The organism is Actinoplanes aureus (assembly GCF_015704865.1).
Lineage (GTDB): Bacteria > Actinomycetota > Actinomycetes > Mycobacteriales > Micromonosporaceae > Actinoplanes > Actinoplanes aureus.
Genome location: NZ_JADQTO010000004.1, coordinates 284,829 through 305,882, shown reverse-complemented (window position 1 = coordinate 305,882; position 21,054 = coordinate 284,829). Strand labels below are relative to the sequence as shown.

Here is a 21,054-nt window from a genome sequence, read left to right as displayed (position 1 = left end):
CATACAGACGTTTGTCTATATGAAACGGTGAACCGTTACCTCCGAAAAACGGCCGTTGATCAGCGGGTATATCTGTGGGTAATGGCTCGGTGACCAATTCGATCTCGCGCTCGATCTTGTGGCACGGTAGTCATGACGGATGCCGCCGCAGACCTCGCCTTCCGCAGCGCCGACGACCGGTGCGCAGACCCCCACGGGCGGGCGGCACCGACGGCCGGAGTCGCTGGCCGACACGACGCAGATTCAGGTGCCGGCGCAACGCCCGATCCGGCCACGGGTCTCGTTCACCGAGCTGGGTGGGGACGAGGACACCGAGCTGGGCCGGCACGCGGCTTCCGAGACGCCGAGTTCCGCGCGGCAACGCGCGGCCGCGTACCCGAACCAGGGTTTGTCCCGGAGCGCCACCCGCCGGTCGCGCGGCACCCGGCCGCGCCATGCCCGGCACGCGCAGGCGCCCGGCCGGTCCGCGAAGCGAGCCGCGACCGGTACGCATCGCGCGCCCGGCACGTTCCCGCTGGAAGCCTGGCTGGAGACCGCGAAGAACCGGCCGCAGCTGCTGCTCGGCACGCTGGTTGCCGCGGGGCTGCTGCTGACCGCCGTGCCCATCCCGCAGAGCGGTGGCGAGAACACCAGCGTGATGAACGCCGCGGCGCAGGCGGTGGCCGCGCGGATCACCGAGAAACCGCCGGCGCAGCCGGATCAGCCGAAGACCGAGGAACCGCCGGTCGCCGCGGCGCGTCCGGCCGCCAACCAGCCGACAGCGGCGCCGGTGCCACCCGCTCCGGAGGCCTCCCGCCCCGCGCCGGAGCGGGAGAAGGCCGAGCCGCCGAAATCGGACGTGCCGAGGGGTGACGGTCCGGGCAGCTCGCTGATCACCACCGGTTCGCAGGTGGTCTCGCTGACGTTCGACGACGGCCCGGACCCGAACGAGACGCCCAAAATTCTGGCGTTGCTCGACAAGTACCAGGTCAAGGCGGTGTTCTGCCTGGTCGGGACGCAGGCCGAGCGGCACCCCGACCTGGTGCGGCAGATCGTCGAGGCGGGGCACGCGCTCTGCAACCACACCTGGGACCACGATCTGACGATCGGCAAGAAGAAGGCCGACCAGATCCGCGCCGATCTCGACCGGACAAACGCGGCGATCCGCGCCGCCGTCCCGGACGCGGAGATCCCCTACTTCCGGGCGCCGGGCGGCAACTTCACCGGCCGGCTGGTCTCGGTGGCGTACCAGGACCGGATGACCTCGCTGTACTGGGAGGTGGACCCGCGCGACTGGTTCCACCCGGCGGGCGAGTCCTTCGAGCAGCACGTGAAGCGGATCGTCGGCGACGTGAAGAAGTACACCCGGCCCGGCTCCATCGTGCTGGCCCACGACTACAACCAGCCCGCGACGACCGAGGCCTTCGAACGGCTGATGCCGTGGCTGACCAAGAACTTCCAGCTCGGTCTGCCGGGCGACCCGGTCAAGCCGGCACCCAGCACGCCGGTGCCCACCGAACCCACCCCGGAACCGAGTGCCACCACCCCGCCGCCGGGTCCCTCCCCCGTGGAGCCGGCCCCGGAGGTCACCCCTTCCGCGGCCGCCTGACCGGCCGGTCCACGGCCGGCTGGCAGGTCGGGCACCAGTAGAGGTTGCGGCCGGCCATCGGGCCGCGGGCGACCTCGGTACCGCAGACCAGGCAGGGCTGACCGGGGCGGCGGTAGACGTACACCTCGCCGCCGTGCCGGTCCACCCGTGGTGCCCGGCGCATCGCCTCCGGGGTGTGCTCGGTGTGCACGGTGTCGATCCGGCCGCGCGCCACGCCCTCCTTCATCAGGGCACGGAGGTCGTCCCAGACCGCCGTCCAGCGCGCCGGCTCGATCGCGGAGCCCGGTGTCTCCGGCGACAGGCCGGCCCGGAACAGCACCTCGTTGGCGTAGATCAGGCCGCAGCCGGCCACGATGGACTGATCGAGCAGCAGGGCGAAGAGCGGTTTCGTGCTGGCACGGATCCGCTGGTACGCGGCCGCCGGATCCGCGTCGTCGCGCAGCGGGTCGGCGCCGAGCCGGGCCCGCAGGAGGTCCACCGCGGCCGGCTCCAGCAGCTCGCACGCGGTCGGGCCGCGCAGCTCGAGCCAGTGACCGGAACCGGTCAGTCGCATCCGGATCTGCCCGACCGGCTCCGGGACCGGCAGCTCACCGTCGGTGAACTTGCCGTACAGGCCGAGATGGACGTGCAGGGTGCGATCGTCCTCGTAGTGGTGCAGCAGATGCTTGCCGTACGCCTCGGTGTCGCGCAGCACGCGCCCGTCGATCAGCGCGGCGCCCGCGGTGAAGCGGCCCTGCGGGCTGCTCGCCGCCACCGGACGCCCGGCGAAGAGCTCGCGGTGACGCATCGCGAGGCGGTGAATGGTATGTCCCTCCGGCACGTGATCAAAGGTAGCCGGGCATTCTGCCGTGAGCGGATTCGCCCTGAGGGGAATTACTGGGATCCGGGCTCACCCTGGGAGAGGGTGTGAGACGTGGAACAGCGGATGCGAGAGGGTGGGTCCATGAGTATTGACACGACCATGCGTGGCGGCGGCGCAACCTTCGACGACCAGGTCTTCGAGCGCCTGCTCCGGGAGCGGATCATCTTCCTCGGCAGCGAGGTCAACGACGAGGTGACCAACCGGATCTGCGCGCAGATGCTGCTGCTGGCCTCCGAGGACTCCGAGCGCGACATCGCGCTGTACATCAACTCACCGGGCGGCTCGATCAGCGCCGGCATGGCGGTGTACGACACCATGCAGTACATCAAGAACGACGTGGCCACCATCGCCATGGGCATGGCCGCCTCGATGGGCCAGTTCCTGCTCTGCGCGGGCACCGCCGGCAAGCGCTACGCGCTGCCGCACGCCCGGGTGATGATGCACCAGCTCTCCGGCGGCATCGGCGGCACCGCCGCCGACATCGCCATCCAGGCGGAGAGCATGCTGCACATCAAGCAGGTGATGAACGAGCGGATCGCCTTCCACACCGGGCACACCCCGGAGGAGATCGAGCGCGACTCGGACCGGGACCGCTGGTTCACCGCTCAGGAGGCCAAGGAGTACGGATTGGTCGACCACGTCATCCGCAAGCCGAGCGACGTGCACACCGGCGCGCCGCTGCGCTGAGGTCCCGAACACGCACGAGGGGTACGCATCGCGTGCCCCTCGTGTCGTTTCCGGCCGGTGCGGGTATAGGCAGTCAACCCCCGCATCTGTCAAGGAGGTGCTGACGTGAGGATTCCTACGTTCTCCCGCCAAAGCACGGCTGATAACTCGGACGACCACACCACGACGGTGCCGCCGGTTGCTCCTCGCAGGGACGACACCCGCACCACGACGACCATTCCGGCCGCGCGTACCGAGACCGAGCGCGCCGCCACGGTGTCCGCCGACCGGCCCGACACCGACCGGCCCGTCACGGACCGGCCCGCCGCCGGACGTGCTGTGGTGGATACCCCGACCGCCACCCCGAAGCCGCGGGCGAGCTTCCTCGCCACGCTCGGCCTGATCCTCGGGGTGGCCGGCGCCCTGCTGGTGCTCTCCGGCCCGATGCTGGGCTACGGCATCGGCGTGGCCGCGGTTGGTCTGATCCTCTCCCTCGCCGGCCTCAACGCGACCCGCAAGCGGCACGTCGCGGGCAAGACCGACGCCCTGATCGGCCTGTTCCTGTCGATCGGCGCCGTGGTCGTCGGCGTGCTGGCCCTCACCGGTCAGCTGAGCTGGCTGGGCACCGACATGCAGCCCGTCACGGATCTCCGGAATTGGCTGGACACCCAGTTTGAGACCCGCTTCTGACGGGTACCTGAGATTCACCGCCGGTGATGCACCGGCGACCCTCCCTCGGAACCGGGACGACATCTGGCGGTCGTCCCGCCCCGAATTCCTCCGGCGGTTCGCTGGAGATCGCGAAGCGGTGTGAGAGTGGCGGTTCGCCGCTCTCACACCGCTTGCGTGTCGGTGACGCAACGAATCGCCGCCCGACCCGACGATCACGCAACGATCCGGCGAGGGACGCATGGTTGATCGGGGGCATCCGGCGGTGGTTGCCGCCTAGCGTTGCTTTCCATGACGTTCCACGCCAGGCCGCGCCGCTACCTCATGTGCCGGCCCACCTTCTTCGCGGTCACGTACCGGATCAACCCGTGGATGGATCCCACGGCGCCGTACGACAACGCACTGGCGATCAGCCAATGGGAGAACCTGCGGCAGACGTTCCTCGACCTCGGGCACACCGTCGACCTGATCGACCCGCTGCCCGGTCTCCCCGACATGGTCTTCGCCGCGAACGGCGCCACCGTGGTCGACGGACGGGTGCTGGGCGTGCAGTTCCGCGACGCCGAGCGGGCCGACGAGGCGCCGGCGTACGCCGCGTGGTTCCGTGAGCGCGGATTCGACGTGCACGACCCCAAGCACACCAACGAGGGCGAGGGCGACATCCTGCTCGCCGGGGACGTGCTGCTGGCCGGGACCGGGTTCCGTACCGCACACGCGTCGCACGCCGAGACGCAGGAGGCGCTCCAGCGGCCGGTGATCACCCTGCAGCTGGTCGACCCGGCCTACTACCACCTGGACACCGCGCTCTGTGTGCTGGACGACACCAACATCGCGTACCTGCCGCAGGCCTTCTCGCCCGGTTCCCAGTCGGTGCTCCGGCAGCTCTTCCCGCACGCGATCATCGCGACGCCGGAGGACGCGGCCGTGCTCGGCCTGAACGCGGTGAGCGACGGTCGTACCGTGGTTCTGCCGCAGCAGGCCACCCATCTCACCGGGGCCCTGCGGGCGGCCGGTTACCAGACCATCGGGGTCGACCTGTCCGAGCTGCGCAAGGCCGGCGGTGGCCCGAAGTGCTGCACGCTGGAGGTGCGTTCGTGACGACCGTGGAATTCCGTACGCCGGGCGCCCTGGAGGACGCGGAGCGCTGGACCGCGCACAACTACCACCCGCTGCCGGTGGTCGTCGCCGAGGCCGAGGGCGCCTGGGTCACCGACGTCGACGGCCGCCGCTACCTCGACTTCCTGGCCGGGTACTCGGCGCTCAACTTCGGGCACCGGCACCCCGGGCTGATCGCCGCGGCGCACGCCCAGCTGGACCGGGTGACGCTGACCAGCCGCGCGTTCGTGCACGACCAGTTCGCCACGTTCTGCCGTGGGCTGGCCGAGCTCTGCGGCAAGGACCTGGTGCTGCCGATGAACACCGGGGCGGAGGCGGTGGAGACCGCGATCAAGGTGGCCCGCAAGTGGGGTTACCAGGTCAAGGGCGTCCAGGACGAGCGCGCCGAGATCATCGTGGCGGCTAACAACTTCCACGGGCGTACCACCACGATCGTCAGCTTCTCCACCGATCCGGAGGCGCGGGCCGATTTCGGGCCGTACACGCCGGGCTTCGTCGTGGTGCCCTACGGCGACCTGTCCGCCGTGGCGGGGGCGATCAACGCCAACACCGTCGCCGTCCTGATGGAGCCGATCCAGGGTGAGGCCGGCGTGCTGGTGCCGCCCACCGGCTTCTTCTCCCAGTTGCGGGAGCTCTGCACCGAGAACAACGTGCTGCTGATCGCCGACGAGATCCAGTCCGGTCTCGGCCGGACCGGCCGCACCTTCGCCATCGAGCACGAGGGCGTCGTCCCGGACATGTACGTGCTCGGCAAGGCCCTCGGCGGCGGCATCGTCCCGGTCTCCGCGGTCGCCGCGAACTCCGACGTGCTGGGCGTGCTGCGGCCCGGCGAGCACGGCTCGACCTTCGGCGGCAACCCGCTGGCCTGCGCGGTCGGCACCGAGGTGGTGCGGCTGCTGGCGACCGGCGAGTTCCAGGAGCGCTCGGCCAAGCTCGGCGCGCGGCTGCACGCCGGGCTGGAGGCGCTGATCGGCAAGGGCGTCGTCGGCGTACGCGGACGCGGCCTCTGGGCCGGCGTGGACATCGACCCGGTCCTGATGACCGGGCGGCAGGCGTGCGAACGGCTGGCCGAACGCGGTGTGCTGGCCAAGGACACCCACGGCTCGACGATCCGGCTGGCTCCGCCGCTGGTGGTCACCGAGGCCGACCTGGACCACGCGCTGGCGCAGTTCGCCGCAGTGCTGGCGAGCTGATCCCGTTCCTGGGAAAGCGCCGCTCTTCCTAGAAGAGCGGCGCTTTTCCGGTCAGCGCCCGACCGGACGGAACGCCATGGTCGGTGCCTCGCCCATCACCGATTCCGGCTGCACCACGCCGCCGCTGGCCCACAGCTTGGACCGGCCGACCTGGACCCCGGCGTAGAGCTCGACCACGTCGTCGGCGGCGAGCACCCGGCTCTCCTGCCGGCGCAGCGGGATCCGGGCCTCGTCGTCGAGGGAACCGCCGGGCCGGATGCCGCTGCCGTTGGTGCTGATGTCCTGAACGGTCACCTCGCCGCCGCGCAGCGCGAACGCCACGTGTCCCCGGCTGATCCACTTGCGGGCGTCGTCGGTGAGCCACTGCCCGAGCATGACTCCGGAGCCGCCGTCGGGGGCCCGGCCGACCACCACGGGCTGCTCCTCCGAGACCACGAATCGCTGCCGGATCACGCCGTCGATGCGTACCGAGAAGACCTCGGTCGCCGGGCGCGGGCCGATGTCGCGGAGCCGCTCGCCGTGCCGCGGGCAGGTGGGCACACCGGCACGCAGCGCGGGCGGTGACTGCGAGACCGGGCTGGTGAAGGTACGCATGTCGGCGAACGGGCTGTCCGAGTCCCCGCCGCTGCCGAAGCTGTTGCAGTTCGACGCGGGACAGCTCCACACCCGGGAGAGCAGCCGCTCACCCAGCGGCGAGCGGGACGCCGGTGGCAGCGCCTCGCCCCGGCCGACCCGGGCCACCAGGGCCGGCCCACCGGCGTTCGACACCAGGGCGAGCAGCCGGCCCGGGTCGGCCACCCACGGCCGGCGGTCCCGGAAGCGGTCCTCCCGGTCCCGGGTGAGCACCGGCAGACCGAGCATCTCGGCCACCTCCAGCACCCGGTCGTCGAGCTGCGGCACCACCTCGATCTTGCCGTCGTCAGCCCATCGCCGGACCACCATCCGCTCGTTCGAGGTGAGGTCGGTGTCCGAGATGAGACCGCGCGGCGCGATCGCGTAGACCGGGACGTTCTCCTCGGCCATGTACCGGCCCAGCGCGTCCACCAGAAGGCCGAGGCGCACCAGGCTGGCTGGGCGACCCCCGTCGAGGTCGGCGTAACGGACGACCTCCGACAGATCAACCACACCCCGGGCCAGAGCCGGGTCGGTGGTTAGCCGGGCCTCGATGGCGTCGAGGACCTTACTGACCTCGAATCTCACGAGTCCTCCCCCTGTACGTGCGCGCGCTGAACCTCCGACCCATCATGCCCCTCCCATGATCGTCAAGAAAACCGGGGCCGCTGTCGTGAGGGGAAACGCGCCTTGATCCGGAGGCAACTATCCGTGGTGTCCGTTTAACCCAAGGTGTCCGTTTGCCGCGCGACGGTATCGGGAACTTCGCCATCGACCGGCGTCAGCCCGACCGCCGGCACGGCAGGAGGGACCGACATGCGGACACCACGGCTCGCCGGACTGGGCCTTGTGGCGGCGACGACCGCCGCCCTGGCGGTGACCGGCTGCGCTGAGAACGGCACGGCCGGACCCACGGCCTCCACCTCCGCCTCCAACTCCGCCTCCGCCTCCGCGCCCGCTGGCGCGGTTCCGTCCGTCTCCACCTCCGCCGACCCGGCGGCCGTGCAGGCGCTCACCGGCGCCACCACCGCGCTCGACCGCGAAAGCTTCAAGCTCGCCGTCACCGGCGGTGCCGGCTACCGCCTCACCGCGCTGATCGACGCACCGAACAGCAAGGGCACCGCCCAGCTGACCGCCTCCGGCACCAACACCGAGCTGACCGTGAAGTCGTTGCTGATCGGCCAGGACCTGTACGCGCAGATCCCCGGCATCACCAAGGGCGACACCTGGACCCACCTCGACATGAGCCGGCTGCCGGAGGGTGCGAACATCGGGCTGCGTCCCGGCCGCATCGACCCGGTGGACACGGCACGGCTGATCGGCTCCACCACTGACGTGCACGCCACCGGCGCCCGTGACTACGCCGGCACAGTGGACCTGACCAAGGCCACCGGCATCGCCGGCCTCAACCAGGTGACCATCCAGGGGTACGGTCCGGCGGCTCAGCGAGTGCCGTTCACCGCCGGCCTCGACGAGAAGGGCCGTCTGTCGACGCTCACGCTTCAGCTGCCGGGCTCGACCACTCTCGAGGCCCGTTACACCGATTACGGGACCACCGTCACCGCCACCGCTCCCCCGGCGGCGCAGATCGTCGAGGCGCCGGAGGACGTCTACCGGGTTCTCGGCGGCTGACCCAGCGGTGTCGGCCGGTTCTCCTCGATCCACGCGTCGATGCGGGCCCACCAGTCGTAGAGCCACTCGACGCGTTCCGGCTCGCCGGCCGGCACCTCCTCAGGCGGGACGCTCCAGAACCGCATCACCAGCTGTTTGTCCATCGGCAGCTCGCGCCAGACGTCGGAGACGCTCATCATCCGGTCCAGACCGGTGTGCGCCACGAAGATCACTCCGGCGTCCGGCGCCGCCTCGATCGCGGCCAGCAAGCCGCCCGGCTTGGGCGGCAGGAGGTTGCGCAGGCCCTCGGCCTTCACCGCCATGTCGTGCAGGCCGCGGGCCCGGAGCCGGGCGATGGCGCTGGTCCGGCGGCGGGGCGTGAAGTTGCCGCCCTCCGGGAAGATCACGAAGGCGTCGTTGTGGTCCAGGCCGGTGGCGAGGTCACCGATCTGCTCCTCCAGCGTCGCCGTGCCGGTCCGCCCCGGTGAGATGAACCGGTTGGGCAGGCGGTTGAGCAGCACATCCACCGCTGGATCCCACTGCAGGGCAGCCTTCAGGACGATCCGCGGCTCCCGGGCGAACCAGTTGACCAGCGCGTGGATCAGCGTGAACGAGTCACCCGGACCGGCGTGCCGGCTCACCACGATCTCCGGACGGCCCGGCTGCGCGGTGTCCGGGTCGGTACCGACCACGTCGATCACCAGGTGCAGCGACCAGCGCGCGAACCAGAACAGCGTGCGCAGGAAGTGTCCGGTCAGGACGTAGTGCGCCCGCTGGAACGCCGGCGACCGGATCTTCCAGCCGAAACCGGAGGCGAACCAGAGAACGGCGAGCGCGACCAGCGCCACCGCGTCCCAGACCAGATAGACGATGAGCAGGAAGACCACCCGCGGCACCCGCAGCCGGCCCGGCACCAGCGGCGAGACGGCGAGCGCGATCAGCAGCCAGATCGGCAGGGTGGTGACGAGCGCCAGCGCGAGGAGCACGACGGCCGGGGCGATCAGCAGACGACGGACCCAGATCGGTGGCAGTCCCATCAGCGGACACCCGGCTCCGGCAGCGGATGCACATTGGCCGCCAGGTAGCGGCGGGACACGGTGTAGGCCCGGCTGATCCGGCGGCCCACCGAAGCCATGTCGCGGTACGCCCATGGCGAGTCGTCCCGGCCCTCGCCGCCACCGCTGGGAAGCACGTGCACGCGTACATCGTCGGGCAACGAGGCAAGCTCGCGGGCGAACCGGTGCCGGCGGGCGATCTCGAACGCCACCTGCGCCACCTCCCAGGGCCGCCGCGGTACGGCGAGCGGCCGCTCCACCCTGCCCACCTGGAGCACGAAGATCAGTTTCGCGCCGACCCGGACCGCCTCGCCGATCGGGATCGAGTTCACGATGCCACCGTCCACAAAGTGCTCGCCGCCGATCTCCATCGGTGGCAGCAGGCCGGGCACCGCCGACGACGCGAGCACCGCGTCCACCAAGGGACCGCTGTCGAACCAGTGCTCGGCCGCGCGCTCGATGCTGGCCGCGCAACAGCGGAACGGGACCTTCAGATCGGCGAACGTGGCGCCATCGCCGAGTTCGCCCTCCAGCAGCCGGCGCAGCGGGCGCGGCGAGTGCAGATGGGTACGAGCGGCGAACCGGCGCATCTGGCGACCGAGCGAGTCGCCGTACACCGCCGCGGCCTCCGGCGACGTCCAGAGCCGGACCAGACGGTCGGTGACCGCCTCGGACGGGTCGGCGGCGACCAGTGCACCGTTGACCGCGCCGATCGAGGTGCCGACCACCACATCGGGCCGGAACCCGGCCCGGAACAGCGCCCGCAGCATCCCCACCTCGACGGCACCGAGGACGCCGCCGCCACCGAGCACGAACGCCACCGGACCGTCGACCATGTGCCCATCCTCCCACGATCTTGCACACTTGCCTTGACGCCGGTGTGAAGGCATACCGTCGGCACATGCTTATCGGAGAGCTGGCCGAACGGGCCGGAACCAGCCCGCGGACGCTGCGCTACTACGAGGAGCACGGGCTGGTCCGCCCGCGCCGGGACGTCAACGGCTATCGCCAGTACGACGACGCCGAACTGCGCGTGGTGCACGAGATCCGCACGCTGCTCGCCGACGGCTTCGGCCTGGACGACATCAAGCCGTTCGTCGCCTGCCTGCGCGCCGGCAACGACGCCGGTCACGTGTGCCCGGACTCGGTGGCGGTGCTGCGCCGCCGGATGGCCGAGGTGGACGGCTATCTCGCCCAGCTCACCGAGGTCCGGCACCGGTTGCGGGCCCAGCTGGACCAAGCGATCAATCACCGGGAGATCCGATGCCAGATGAATCCCTGATCACCGTCACCGACGCCACCTTCGCCGACACCGTGCTGGCCGCGGGCACGCCGGTGCTCGTCGACTTCTGGGCCGAGTGGTGCCCGCCGTGCCGTCCGATGGCGCTGGTGCTGGCCGAGCTCGCCGAGGAGTTCCGCGGCCAGGTGGTGATCGCCAAACTGGACGTGGACGCGAACCCGGAGACCACCCGCACCTACCGGGTGACCTCCATGCCGACCCTGCTCTTCTTCCGCGACGGCGTCGTCACCGCGTCCCTGATCGGCGCCCGCCCCAAGTCGGTGCTGCGCCGGGCTCTGGAGAACGCGACGACGCCGTACGCGAACGTCTAGTCCAGCTCGGGCATCGCCACCGGCTGTGGTCGGGGACGGCAGGTGCCGCACTGCACCGCGTCCTCGACCACCAGCGCCTCACTGCGGTCCCGGCGCACCGACCGGATGACCTCCAGCAGGTACGGCCCGAACCGGGCGTGCTCGGCGCACACGCCCCGGCCGCAGAACCGGCACGTGGCACGTGCTCCCTCGGCGCAGAACCAGCACAGCATCGCGGCGCTCCTCCTCTGACGGAGAACCCGCTAGCCAGGCGATGAAGAGGACTCGCCGTTGGGGCTGGTGGTCTCCGGCGGATCGGTGGTGGGGTCCGGGGTCGTGGGGTCCGGCTCGTTCGGAGTGGTCGGATCCGGCGGCGGGTTCGTGGGCCGGGTCGTGCCGGTCCGGGTGGGCCGGGTGGTCGGCGGCGCACCCGGCGGCGGGGCAGCCGTGGTGGTCGGCCTCGTCGTACGCGGCGGGGACGTCGTCGTGGGCCGCGGGTCGTCGTTGTCGTCACCGGCCGGGGCGGGGGGCACCGTCCTGATCACACCGGGAACGGCGGTCGGTGTGGTCGGGGCCGGCGGAACGGCCGAGGCCGGGGGTGTCGCGGGGAACGTGCCCTCGACGGGCTCCTCGCTCGGCCCGGCCGACGGGGGCGTGACCTTGACGCCGTCGCCACAGGTCAGCTCCGAGGTGGTGGCCGGGGTGGCGGCGCCGCCGACGGCGACCCGCCCAGAGGCGACGGTGATCGCTGACGGGTCGACCGCGTACCAGGCGCGGCCGGTACTGGTGACGTCACCCTGGGCGCGCAGCACGGTCAGATCGAGCTCCGCGTACGCCCCGCTCGAGCTGGTCGTGTCGGCCAGCAGGCGGCCGCTGTCCAGCGTCAGCCGGCCGGCGGGTGCCGGTCGGCGCCCGGAGTCCACCGCGACCTCGTTCACCTGGGCACGCGCTCCCGGGCAGAGCACCACGGTCGCCCCACCGGGGAAGGTGAGCTGCGCCCGGGCCGACCCGGGCACCTCGATCCGGGCACCGGCGCTCAGGTAGCGCTTGTCGCCCGATCGCAGCGCCTCCGACTCCTTGTCGACGAGTGCGGTGGCCTGCCCGCTGTCCACGCTGAGCAGCAGCCGCTCACCGGGCATCTCCGCCCAGGCCGGGCCGGGCCGCAGGTTGACGCCGACGCTGACCAGGGCGAACACCAGGAGCAGGCTGGCGAAGGCCCACATCCGGCGTTCGAAATGACCGTCCAGGTCGTACTCGTCGGTGCCGTCCGGCGGGCCGGGCGGGACCGCCAGCGGCGGGTGCGCGGCGCCCGGGCGGACGGCGACCGGCGCGCTGGGCCGGATCACCGGCATCTGACCGCCCGCGCCGTACCCACCGACCAGCGGCGGCAGGTCCGAGGCGTCCGGGATGACCCAGAGCCGGACCGGGGTGCGGGCCTGCGCCACCATGCCGGGGCTGCCGTCACCGACCGGGCCGACAAGCGTGCCGCGGCGCAGCTCGACGCCGTCGGGCATCGCGATGACGCCGGACTCGACGACCACAGCGTGGGTGGGCCCGTGCAGCATCACCGGCGCGCCGGGGTCCAGATCCACCGGGTGAGCCCCGGCGATGAGCGCCAGGCGCTGGTCCTCCTCGAGGGCGGACAGGGCCGGGGTGTCGGCGAAGAGCGCTTCGGCCTCCGACCGCTCCTGCGGCGGCGGGCCCGGCATCGGGCCGACCACCGTGGCCACAGTGGAGGCGGGCACGGCCAGCAGCGTGCTGCCGGCGGTGTGCCAGTCGAGCTGCGAGCTGCGGCCGGTGAGCGCGTTGGCGAGCCCGACCACACCGCCCGGGCCGACGTGATGCCGGATGGTGCCGCCCGGGTCGCCGGGGCGGCGGCCGTGCAGGGCGCCCTCGACCACGATGTAGACGGCGGACTGGTGTTCACCGGCGAGCACCAGTTGCCGGCCGGTCGGCGGGTACAGCCAGCGGGCCCGCGCGGCCAGCCCCTGCATCGCCGGTTCCGGCAGGCCGCCCAGCTCGGAGGCGTGCAACGCGGCCAGCCGGCGGGGCAGGTCGGCCTCCCGGTCGCGTTCCGCGGCACGCTGCCGCCACCGGCGCCAGGCCTTGCCGATCCGTCCGAGCACGAAGTAGAGCGGTGGCGCGATCATGCCCAGCACGATCACCAGGAGCAGCAGACGGCCGCCGAAGCCGGAGTACCAGAGGCCGACGGCGAGACCCTGGACCCGGTCCTTCCAGAGCCGGTAGCCCAGGCCGAGTGCGGCGACCAGCCAGAGCACCGCCAGCAGGCCGTAGAGCGCGATCAGCCGGCCCTCCCGATCCAGGGCGGACCAGCGCGGGCCGCGCCGGCGCAGCCGGCCGGAGACCCAGGACAGGCCGCGCGCCCGCAGGTCGGGGATCTCCAGCCAGTCCATCAGCAGGTAGTGCCCGTCGAGCGGCAGCAGCGGGCTCAGGTTGAAGAACGCGTGCAGGTAGAAGAGGAACGCCAGCTTGAAGGCGATCCCGGAGGTGGCCGGCACGGCCAGGCCGATCATCTGGACCAGTCCGGCCAGCCCCAGCGCGGTGGCCGGGCCGGCCGCGGTGACCCCGATCCGAGCGCGCCGCCCGGCCATCCAGACGTCGCTGGTGTCCACGAAGACCGAGGGGATGCCGAAGTACAGCAGGAGCCCGGCAGTCGGGATCTCCCGGCCGACACGTTTCGCGGCGAGGGCGTGACCCAGCTCGTACGCGGCCAGGACCAGCACGTTCAGGAGCAGGAGAGCGATCGCGCCGAGCAGGTACGAGTCGCCGACCAGAAAGAGTGACCGGCTCCCCCGCTGCCAGGTGGCCGCGAACAGGAGCACCCCGACGAGCGCGAGCAGTCCGCCGGCCCAGACCGCGGCACGGGTGAAGAGGAAGCGGCCGGCCGACCGGTAGAGCCCGGTGATCAGGCCGTCGACCTCGAAGGAGAGGATCTGCCGGCCCCGCACGGCGGCGAGCAGAGAGTTACCGACCCGCCTCGGCAACGGCTCTCGGACCATCTCCCGCAGCGGGCGGAAGGCGTCGGTGGGGAGTTCCTCCAGCATCCGGTTGGCGGCGAGGTCGGCGACCACCCGGCGAACCTGGTCCGGTGCGAGGCGCCCGGCGATCCGCGCGAACTCGGCGACCAGCCGGGCCACCGTGCTGACGCCGTCCATCATCAGAGCCAGCTGGTACTCCTCCGGCGTCAGACGCAGGTACGAACTGCGGCCGCCGTCGTCCGGCGACCGGAGCATCACGTACCCGCCGCCGCGGACCGCGGTCCGGTGCCGGACCTCGATCCCGGAGCGGAGGACGGGACGAGCGCTGGCCGGATTGAGCCGCTCGGCCACGGTGTGCCAGAGATCGGCGTCGGCGGGCCCGGACGGCACCCCCGGGGCACGGCCGGCCAGGGCTTCCCAGACGCTGGTCCGGGTCTCGACGTACGTCAACTCGCAGGGCCTCTCACTCCGCCGAAGCGAAAATCTTCACCGCGCCGGGCGGCGAGCCAGCGCCGGCGGCGAATGGAGATTAGGCGGTTGCCTGGGCAAACGCGAGTCCCGCGTGGCGAAAGCTTCCTGTTGGTCGCGAAGGTCCTGAATCACGACATAGATAGGAATACGGCGGGTGACGCGTCCACCCCGGTCGCGTCACCCGCCGTAGCGGAAGGTCTTCGTGCTGGTGAAGCCGGTTACTGCGACTCTTGGAGGGTGACGGTGACCGTCTGCTCACTGCCGTTACGCGTGAACGTCAGCGTCATCTTCTGCCCCACGGTGCCCGCCTGGACGGCCGCCACCAGATCGTCCGAGTCGCCGACGGCCTTGCCGTCGACCTTGGTCACCACGTCGCCCTGCTGCAGCTTCGCCTTCGCGGCCGCGCTGTCGGACGTGACGTCCCGGATCAGGGCACCACCGTTCTCCGCGTCGGCGACACTGACACCGAGCGCCGGGTGGCTTACCTTCTTGCCCTGCATCAGCGCGTTGGTGACCTGGACGGCCTTGTTGCTGGGGATCGCGAAACCGAGACCGATGTTGCCGGAGCCCGCGCCGGAGGTGGCGATCGCCGAGTTGATGCCGATCACCTCGCCGTTCGTGTTCACCAGCGCGCCGCCGGAGTTGCCCGGGTTGATCGGGGCGTCGGTCTGCAGCAGGCCGGTCATCGTGGTCGAGGACTGCTGCTGCTGGCCACCGAACGGGTTCGGCTGCTGCTCCTCGCCGCCGGCCTGGATCGCCCGGTCCTTGGCGCTGATGATGCCGGCGGTCACCGAACCCTCCAGGCCGAGCGGGCTGCCCAGCGCCAGAACGGTGTCGCCCACCTGGATCTGCGAGCTGTCACCGAACTTGGCCGCCTTCAGGTCGGAGACCCCGCTGGCCTTGACCACGGCCAGATCGGTACGCGGGTCGGTGCCCACCACGGAGGCGGTGGCCTTGGTGCCGTCCGCGAAGATGATGTTCACCGAGTCGCCCTGTGCGTTCGCGACGACGTGGTTGTTGGTGACGATGTAGCCATCCGCGGTGATCACCACACCGGAGCCCTCGCCGGATCCGGTCGTGATCGACACCACGCTGTCCTGCACCGCCGCGGCGATCTGGGCCAGCGACGAGCGGTCCACCACCCGGGTCACCGAGGAGTTGCCGGTCTGCACGGCCGGGGTGTTGCCGCCGGAGTCCAGGGCCAGCGTGGTGGCGGCACCGACCGCGCCGCCACCGAGCGCGATCAGCACGGCGGCCGCGCCGGTCAGCAGGACCTTGCGACCGCGGCCCGGCGTGCGCTGGTCGACACCGACCGGCCGCGCCCACGGGGGCATCCCCTCGGCGCCGGTGGGGGTCTGGCTGGCCTGCCACGCGGCGTACGCCGAATGCGGTTCCTGCTGGTAGCCGGGCTGCCCGTAACCGGCCGGCGGCTGGTAACCCTGATGCGGGTGGCCGTACGGCACCGCGGTGGTCGGGTAGTCCTGACCGGCCCCGGGGTGGCCGGACGTCGGCTGCTGCCAGGGCGATTGAGCCCACGGGCTGTGCGGGGGCTGCGGCGCCGGACTGTACGGAGGCTGGGCGGCGCCGGGGGCGTAGCCGGACGGGGAATCAGTGGCCGGGGAGTCGGCGGCCGGGGAATACGGTGCCGCGGACTGGGGAGCGGCGGACTGCGGTGCAACCGACGGCTGCGCGGCGGTCGGCTGCTCAGACTCGACCCGCTCCGCGCTGCTGTTGTCAGCGGCGGCGTCCGCGGGCCGCGGGTTGGTCTCGTTCTCGTTCATGTCAGTAACTCTGCCCCGTCGTACTCGTACCGAACTGTGTTAGTCCTGGACGTTTTCTGTGAACCCTTTATCCGCATTTATGGTCGGCAAAGTGACCCGGAACGTGGCGCCCTGGCCCGGTTCGGAAACTACCTGGACGGAGCCTTGGTGCGCGGCCACGATCGCCGCGACGATCGCCAGCCCCAGGCCGGTGCCGGTGGCATCCCGATCGGTCTTGCGGGTCCGCGCCCCGTCCGCCCGGTAGAAGCGCTCGAACACCCGCTCGGTCTGCTCGGGACTCAGCCCGGGACCGGTGTCCGACACCTCGACCACCGCGGTGTCGCCCGTTCCGGCGTACAACCGCAGGGTCACCGAGGCGCCGGGCGGGGTGTGCACCACGGCGTTGGTCATCAGGTTGCCGATCACCTGGCGCAACCGGGCGTCGTCCCCGTACGCCACCAGCCGCTCCGGCTCGTCGCGGACCTCCAGATCGATCTGCCGGTCCGGTGCGGTGGCCTGTGCGGCCTGCACCGCGTCCACGGCTAGCACGGGCAGTTCGACCGGGGCCAGGGTGAGCGGGCGTTCCCGGTCCAGCCGGGCCAGCAGCAGCAGGTCCTCGACGAGCAGGCCCATCCGGGCGGCCTCGTCCTCGATCCGCCGGACCAGCCGGGCCACCGCGTCCGGGTCGGAGACCGCGCCCTGCCGGTAGAGCTCGGCGAAACCGCGGATGGTGGTCAGCGGCGTACGCAACTCGTGCGAGGCGTCCGCGACGAACTGCCGCATCTTCTCCTCGGACTCCAGCGCCCGCGACTCGGACCGCCGGGCGGCCTCGGCCGCCTGCCGGGCGCTGTGCTCGGCCTCGCGTGCCGCCTGCTCGGACTGCGCCCGGGCGATGAAGGCGGCCTCGATCTGGGAGAGCATCGTGTTCAGCGCCACCGAGAGCCGGCCCAGCTCGGTGGTCGGCTCGGCGTCGTCCACCTCCGGGTCGGGCACCCGCTGGGTGAGGTCACCGGCCGCGATCCGGGCCGCGGTGCGCTCGATCTGCACGAGCGGGATCAGGCTCTGCCGCACCAGGGCGGCACCGATCGTGGCCAGCGCGATCAGCACACCGACGCCGACCAGGAGGTCCACCCAGACCAGGCGGGCGATCACCGCGTCCACCCCGGTCATCATCTGAGCGGAGTGCATCACGTCGCCGTTCTCGAGCCGGACCACCACCATCCGCCACACGTACTCGCCGTTACCGGAACGGACCGTGTACGGCTCGCCGATGTGCGCGTCGATCTCCTCGACGCCGGTGAAGAGCGGCGGAAGGTCCTCCGCGGTCAGCCGGTCCTCGTCGAAGTAGCGCTCGCCGACCCCGGACACCGAGGTCTGCGCGACGTAGTAGTCCGGCGGCAGGAAGACGGTGATGGGCGTGTTGCTGTTGTAGACCTTCGCCATGTTCTTCGCGAAGGACTTCAGCTGCACGTCCATCCGGTCGAGCATGAACCGGTTCAAGGCGTACGTACTCGTCGCACTGATCATGGCGAGCGCCGCGAACACCAGCGCGAGCACCGCGGCGACCAGTTTGGTCCGCAGCGAGATCTTGCGCAGGCTGGGTTGGCGCGGGAGCGATCCTCGAACCCGGTCGGTAAGGGTCACGTCCGGCCTACACGGCTGGCTTGCGCAGCACGTAACCCACGCCACGAAGGGTGTGGATCAGGCGCGGCTGCACGTTGTCCACCTTCCGGCGCAGGTACGAAATGTACGACTCGACGATGTTGTCGTCACCGCGGAAGTCGTACTTCCACACGTGGTCCAGGATCTGCGCCTTGGAGAGCACCCGGTTGGCGTTCAGCATCAGGTAGCGCAGCAGCTTGAACTCGGTCGGCGAGAGCTGCACACGGCTTCCCGCCCTGTACACCTCGTGGGTCTCCTCGTCCAGCTCCAGATCGGCGAAAACCAGCCGGGACGGCTGCTCCTCACCGGCCGAGGTGCGGCGCAGCACCGCCCGGATCCGGGCGGTCAGCTCCTCCAGGCTGAACGGCTTGGTCACGTAGTCGTCGCCACCCAGGGTGAGACCACGGATCTTGTCGTCGGTGCCGTCCCGGGCGGTGAGGAAGACCACCGGCGTACGCTGCCCGCCCTCGCGCATCAGCCGGATCACCTCGAATCCGTCGAGGTCGGGCAGCATGACGTCGAGCACGACGAGATCGGGCGCGGAGCTGCGGGCGGCGCTGACGGCCGCACTGCCACTTGTCGCGGTCGTGACGTCGAACCCGGCGAAACGCAAGCTGGCGGAGAGCAACTCGAGGATGTTGGCGTCGTCCTCGACGACGAGCAGTTTCGCCTCGCTCTGCTTGGGCTGGGTCTGGGCGGCCATGCGGCCATTGTGTCCCCGGCCGCTGCACCGGGGCTGCACGCTTCCTGAAAATTTTCTGTGAGCGCGGGAATATCACGCGGCCAGGCGATACCCCGACCCGCCGCCGAGGCTGGCCTGGGCCGCCCGGGCCAGTACCCGGCGGTCGGCGCCGGCCTCCGGGCGCAGCGCCGGCGCGGCCACCAGCGTGACCGTCAGCCGCCGGACGTGGGCCACCCGCAGCACCGAACCCCAGAGCGTGTCCTCGCCGACGAACGCCGCCTCGGTCGAGTCGTACCCGACCGAGATCGGGACCACCGGAGCACCGGCGTCGATCGCTGCTTGGAAGAGCGCCGGACGGAACTGGCCGTGCTCGGTGCCGCAGTAGGTCGTACCCTCCGGAAAGACCGCGACCGACCGCCCGGCTCGCAGCGCCGCGGCGACCTCGCCCACCGTCTGCGGCAGCGCACGCGGCCGGGTGCGATCGATGAAGATCGCACCGGACCGGCCGGCCGTCGCCCCGATGCCCGGCCAGGCCCGCACGTCGTGCTTGGCCACCAGCCGCACCGGCAGCACCGCGGTCAGCGCCACGATGTCCAGCCAGGAGACGTGGTTGGAGACCAGCAGGCAGCCCGGGCGCGGCACCGGGCCGCGCCACACCAGCCGGACCCCGAGAACCGCGAGGATGGCACGGGACAGGCGGCGCAGCGCGCCGCCACCGAGCAGGGCCGCCGGCAGCAGGCCCCCGAGGAGTACGCCGAGAAGCGTCACCACCCGCACCAGCGCCGTCCCCGCTGCCGCGGCGGGGTGTCCGCCCGGCCGGCACCGGTCGCCGCACGCCGAGCTGGGCTGCCAGTTCATCGCGTCGCGCCGAGGAAGTGCCGGCGGTAGCGGGGGTCCAGCCGGTCCATCGAGAAGAGCACGTAGAAATCGGCGCAGTCGAAGTCCGGGTCGTAGGCGGGCTCACCGCAGACCCAGCTGCCCAGCCGCAGGTAACCACGGAGCAGCGGCGGAACGGCCACCCTGGGGTCGGCGACCACGTCGTCCGCGGGCAGCCAGGGGCGGCGCGGGCGGACCCGCAGGGCCGGCGGGGAGAGGTGCTTGGCGTTGAGCCGGGCGCGTACCCCGGCGGCGACGTGGCCACCGTCGGCGAGCGGCACCGAGGCGCAGCCGCCCAGCCAGCGCAGGTTGTTGAGGTGCAGGTAGCGGGCGATGCCGGCCCACATCAGGTTGACCACGGCGCCGGACCGGTGGTCCGGGTGCACGCAGGACCGGCCGATCTCGACCAGGTGGTCACGCAGCGGACGCAGCGCGCTGAGATCGAACTCGCTGTCGGCGTACCGGCGGCCGGCCAGTTCGGCGGCGCGCGGCGGCAGCATCCGGTAGGTGCCCACGACGGCACCGGTGGCGTCGTCCCGGACGATCAGGTGGTCGCAGTAGTCGTCGAAGTCGTCGGCGTCGAGGCCGTTCGCGGCGCCGGGGAGGTTGGCTCCGAGCTCTCCGGCGAAGACGTCGTGCCGTAGCCGCTGCGCGGCCTCGACGTGGCCCGCGTCGTCGGCGAGCAGCAGGGTGTAGCCGCTGGTCCCGGTGGGTGCGGCGGCGGTCATCAGAACTGCCATGAGATCTGTGTAAGGGCGATGTCTGCCGATGGGATGTCGGATCAGGTTGGTATGTGTGGCCGCTGGATGAACGACTTGTGCGAAGGTCGGTGGATGCTGATTCCGGCTCGCTTCAACGGACCTCCCGGCACCGGCAACGGCGGCTGGTGCTCGGGTGTCTTCGCGGTCGCCGCGGGCGCCCGTACCGGTGGACCGCCCTACCAGGTCACGCTGCGCGTCCCGCCGCCGCTGGAGACCGGTCTGGAGCTGCGCGACGGCTCCGTATACGCCGGCGACACCCTGGTCGCCGAGGTGAGCGACGCGGCCGAGGTGGGCGAGGACGTCCCCGGTGTCGATCTCGCGACGGCCGCCGAGGCCTCCCGCGGCTATCCCGGCTTCGCCGAGCACCCCTTCCCCACCTGCTTCGTCTGCGGCCCGGGCCGGCCCGGCAAGGACGGCCTGCAGATCTTCCCGGGGATCCTGCCGGACGGGCGTACCGCGGCGCCCTGGACGGTTCCGGATGAGGTCTCGGTGCCGACGCTGTGGGCCGCGCTGGACTGTCCCGGCGGGTGGGCCGCGATCGCCCGGGGCCAGGCGTACGTGCTGGGCCGGATCGCCGCCCGGGTCGACGCCCTGCCGGCACCCGGGACGGAGTGTGTGGTGGTCGGCGCCGCGTCCGAGATCGCCGGGCGGAAGGCGACGGTGGACTCCACGGTGTACGGGCCCGACGGGCGTCGTCTCGCGTCCGCACGAGCCACCTGGATCGCGGTGGCCAGGTAGGTCGCGGCGGCGGGTGCAGCCCGGGTAGGTCACAGAGCGGACGTCCGAGCGGATGACGCTCGGACACGGCGTAGCCTGGACACCGAATCCTACCCGTCCCGCGTGACGGAGCAGTCACGTGATGACAAACACGGTGAAAGAGG

The 21,054-nt window shown here is 71.6% G+C and carries 20 protein-coding genes; 9 read left to right on the top strand and 11 right to left on the bottom strand.

The window, feature by feature from the left end:
* The first annotated feature begins 247 nt into the window (after nt 1–247).
* Entirely contained in the window at nt 248–1,588 is a 1,341-nt protein-coding gene (locus tag I4J89_RS10215; RefSeq protein ID WP_309238253.1) for a polysaccharide deacetylase family protein, read from the top strand.
* Here the strand turns inward: I4J89_RS10215 and I4J89_RS10210 are convergent.
* Nucleotides 1,566–2,408 carry an Fpg/Nei family DNA glycosylase gene (locus I4J89_RS10210; RefSeq protein ID WP_196413629.1) on the bottom strand — a complete coding sequence of 281 codons (843 nt, stop codon included), beginning with the start codon at nt 2,406–2,408 and terminating at the stop codon, nt 1,566–1,568. The two genes, I4J89_RS10215 and I4J89_RS10210, sit on opposite strands and share 23 nt — an antisense overlap.
* Before the next feature lie 123 nt (nt 2,409–2,531).
* Here I4J89_RS10210 and I4J89_RS10205 point away from each other — a divergent pair, with 123 nt between their 5' ends.
* The 4 genes from I4J89_RS10205 to rocD all read left to right on the top strand — a co-directional run bounded on the left by I4J89_RS10205 (nt 2,532) and on the right by rocD (nt 6,094).
* Entirely contained in the window at nt 2,532–3,137 is a 606-nt protein-coding gene (locus tag I4J89_RS10205) for an ATP-dependent Clp protease proteolytic subunit (RefSeq protein ID WP_196413628.1), read from the top strand.
* A 105-nt stretch (nt 3,138–3,242) separates the two neighbouring features.
* Nucleotides 3,243–3,806, top strand: a complete 564-nt coding sequence (locus I4J89_RS10200) for a hypothetical protein (RefSeq protein WP_196413627.1) — start codon at nt 3,243–3,245, stop codon at nt 3,804–3,806.
* Between the two features lie 270 nt (nt 3,807–4,076).
* Nucleotides 4,077–4,883 (top strand): dimethylargininase, encoded by an 807-nt coding sequence (gene ddaH / locus I4J89_RS10195; protein ID WP_196413626.1) that lies wholly within the window; start codon nt 4,077–4,079, stop codon nt 4,881–4,883.
* Nucleotides 4,880–6,094: an ornithine--oxo-acid transaminase gene (gene rocD, locus I4J89_RS10190; RefSeq protein WP_196413625.1), complete on the top strand. Its 1,215-nt coding sequence runs from the start codon at nt 4,880–4,882 to the stop codon at nt 6,092–6,094. Before ddaH ends, rocD begins: the two co-directional genes overlap by 4 nt.
* A gap of 51 nt (nt 6,095–6,145) precedes the next feature.
* Here the strand turns inward: rocD and I4J89_RS10185 are convergent, their stop codons facing one another.
* A complete protein-coding gene (locus tag I4J89_RS10185; protein ID WP_196413624.1) occupies nt 6,146–7,294 on the bottom strand; it encodes an FHA domain-containing protein in 1,149 nt (382 codons plus the stop codon).
* Between the two features lie 228 nt (nt 7,295–7,522).
* On the opposite strand from I4J89_RS10185, the gene I4J89_RS10180 reads away from it, so the two are divergent.
* Nucleotides 7,523–8,338: a hypothetical protein gene (locus I4J89_RS10180; RefSeq protein ID WP_196413623.1), complete on the top strand. Its 816-nt coding sequence runs from the start codon at nt 7,523–7,525 to the stop codon at nt 8,336–8,338.
* On the opposite strand, the gene I4J89_RS10175 is transcribed toward I4J89_RS10180, so the two are convergent.
* A complete protein-coding gene (locus I4J89_RS10175) occupies nt 8,317–9,354 on the bottom strand; it encodes a 1-acyl-sn-glycerol-3-phosphate acyltransferase (RefSeq protein WP_196413622.1) in 1,038 nt (345 codons plus the stop codon). The genes I4J89_RS10180 and I4J89_RS10175 overlap by 22 nt on opposite strands.
* Nucleotides 9,354–10,208, bottom strand: a complete 855-nt coding sequence (locus I4J89_RS10170) for a patatin-like phospholipase family protein (RefSeq protein WP_196413621.1) — start codon at nt 10,206–10,208, stop codon at nt 9,354–9,356. The genes I4J89_RS10175 and I4J89_RS10170 overlap by 1 nt, the downstream gene beginning before the upstream one ends.
* 65 nt (nt 10,209–10,273) lie before the next feature.
* Here I4J89_RS10170 and I4J89_RS10165 point away from each other — a divergent pair, with 65 nt between their 5' ends.
* Nucleotides 10,274–10,654 carry a MerR family transcriptional regulator gene (locus I4J89_RS10165; protein WP_196413620.1) on the top strand — a complete coding sequence of 127 codons (381 nt, stop codon included), beginning with the start codon at nt 10,274–10,276 and terminating at the stop codon, nt 10,652–10,654.
* Nucleotides 10,636–10,983 (top strand): thioredoxin, encoded by a 348-nt coding sequence (trxA, locus tag I4J89_RS10160; protein ID WP_196413619.1) that lies wholly within the window; start codon nt 10,636–10,638, stop codon nt 10,981–10,983. The genes I4J89_RS10165 and trxA overlap by 19 nt, the downstream gene beginning before the upstream one ends.
* Here trxA and I4J89_RS10155 read toward each other — a convergent pair.
* The 7 genes from I4J89_RS10155 to I4J89_RS10125 all read right to left on the bottom strand — a co-directional run bounded on the left by I4J89_RS10155 (nt 10,980) and on the right by I4J89_RS10125 (nt 20,152).
* Nucleotides 10,980–11,195 carry a hypothetical protein gene (locus I4J89_RS10155; RefSeq protein ID WP_196413618.1) on the bottom strand — a complete coding sequence of 72 codons (216 nt, stop codon included), beginning with the start codon at nt 11,193–11,195 and terminating at the stop codon, nt 10,980–10,982. The two genes, trxA and I4J89_RS10155, sit on opposite strands and share 4 nt — an antisense overlap.
* Nucleotides 11,196–11,225: 30 nt before the next feature.
* Nucleotides 11,226–14,411: a cyclic nucleotide-binding protein gene (locus tag I4J89_RS10150; protein ID WP_196413617.1), complete on the bottom strand. Its 3,186-nt coding sequence runs from the start codon at nt 14,409–14,411 to the stop codon at nt 11,226–11,228.
* Between the two features lie 239 nt (nt 14,412–14,650).
* Entirely contained in the window at nt 14,651–16,213 is a 1,563-nt protein-coding gene (locus I4J89_RS10145; RefSeq protein WP_196413616.1) for a S1C family serine protease, read from the bottom strand.
* A 39-nt stretch (nt 16,214–16,252) separates the two neighbouring features.
* On the bottom strand, nt 16,253–17,836 hold the full coding sequence (locus I4J89_RS10140) for a sensor histidine kinase (RefSeq protein ID WP_309238252.1): 1,584 nt from the start codon (nt 17,834–17,836) through the stop codon (nt 16,253–16,255).
* Nucleotides 17,837–17,843: 7 nt separating this feature from the next.
* Nucleotides 17,844–18,557, bottom strand: coding sequence for a response regulator transcription factor (locus I4J89_RS10135; RefSeq protein ID WP_196413615.1), 714 nt, complete (start codon nt 18,555–18,557; stop codon nt 17,844–17,846).
* Nucleotides 18,558–18,629: 72 nt separating this feature from the next.
* On the bottom strand, nt 18,630–19,394 hold the full coding sequence (locus I4J89_RS10130; RefSeq protein ID WP_196413614.1) for a lysophospholipid acyltransferase family protein: 765 nt from the start codon (nt 19,392–19,394) through the stop codon (nt 18,630–18,632).
* Nucleotides 19,391–20,152, bottom strand: coding sequence for a GNAT family N-acetyltransferase (locus I4J89_RS10125; protein ID WP_196413613.1), 762 nt, complete (start codon nt 20,150–20,152; stop codon nt 19,391–19,393). Before I4J89_RS10125 ends, I4J89_RS10130 begins: the two co-directional genes overlap by 4 nt.
* Nucleotides 20,153–20,245: 93 nt before the next feature.
* Here I4J89_RS10125 and I4J89_RS10120 point away from each other — a divergent pair, with 93 nt between their 5' ends.
* Complete coding sequence (locus tag I4J89_RS10120) at nt 20,246–20,911, top strand: hotdog fold domain-containing protein (RefSeq protein WP_196413612.1); 666 nt, start codon at nt 20,246–20,248, stop codon at nt 20,909–20,911.
* The last annotated feature ends 143 nt before the right edge of the window (nt 20,912–21,054 follow it).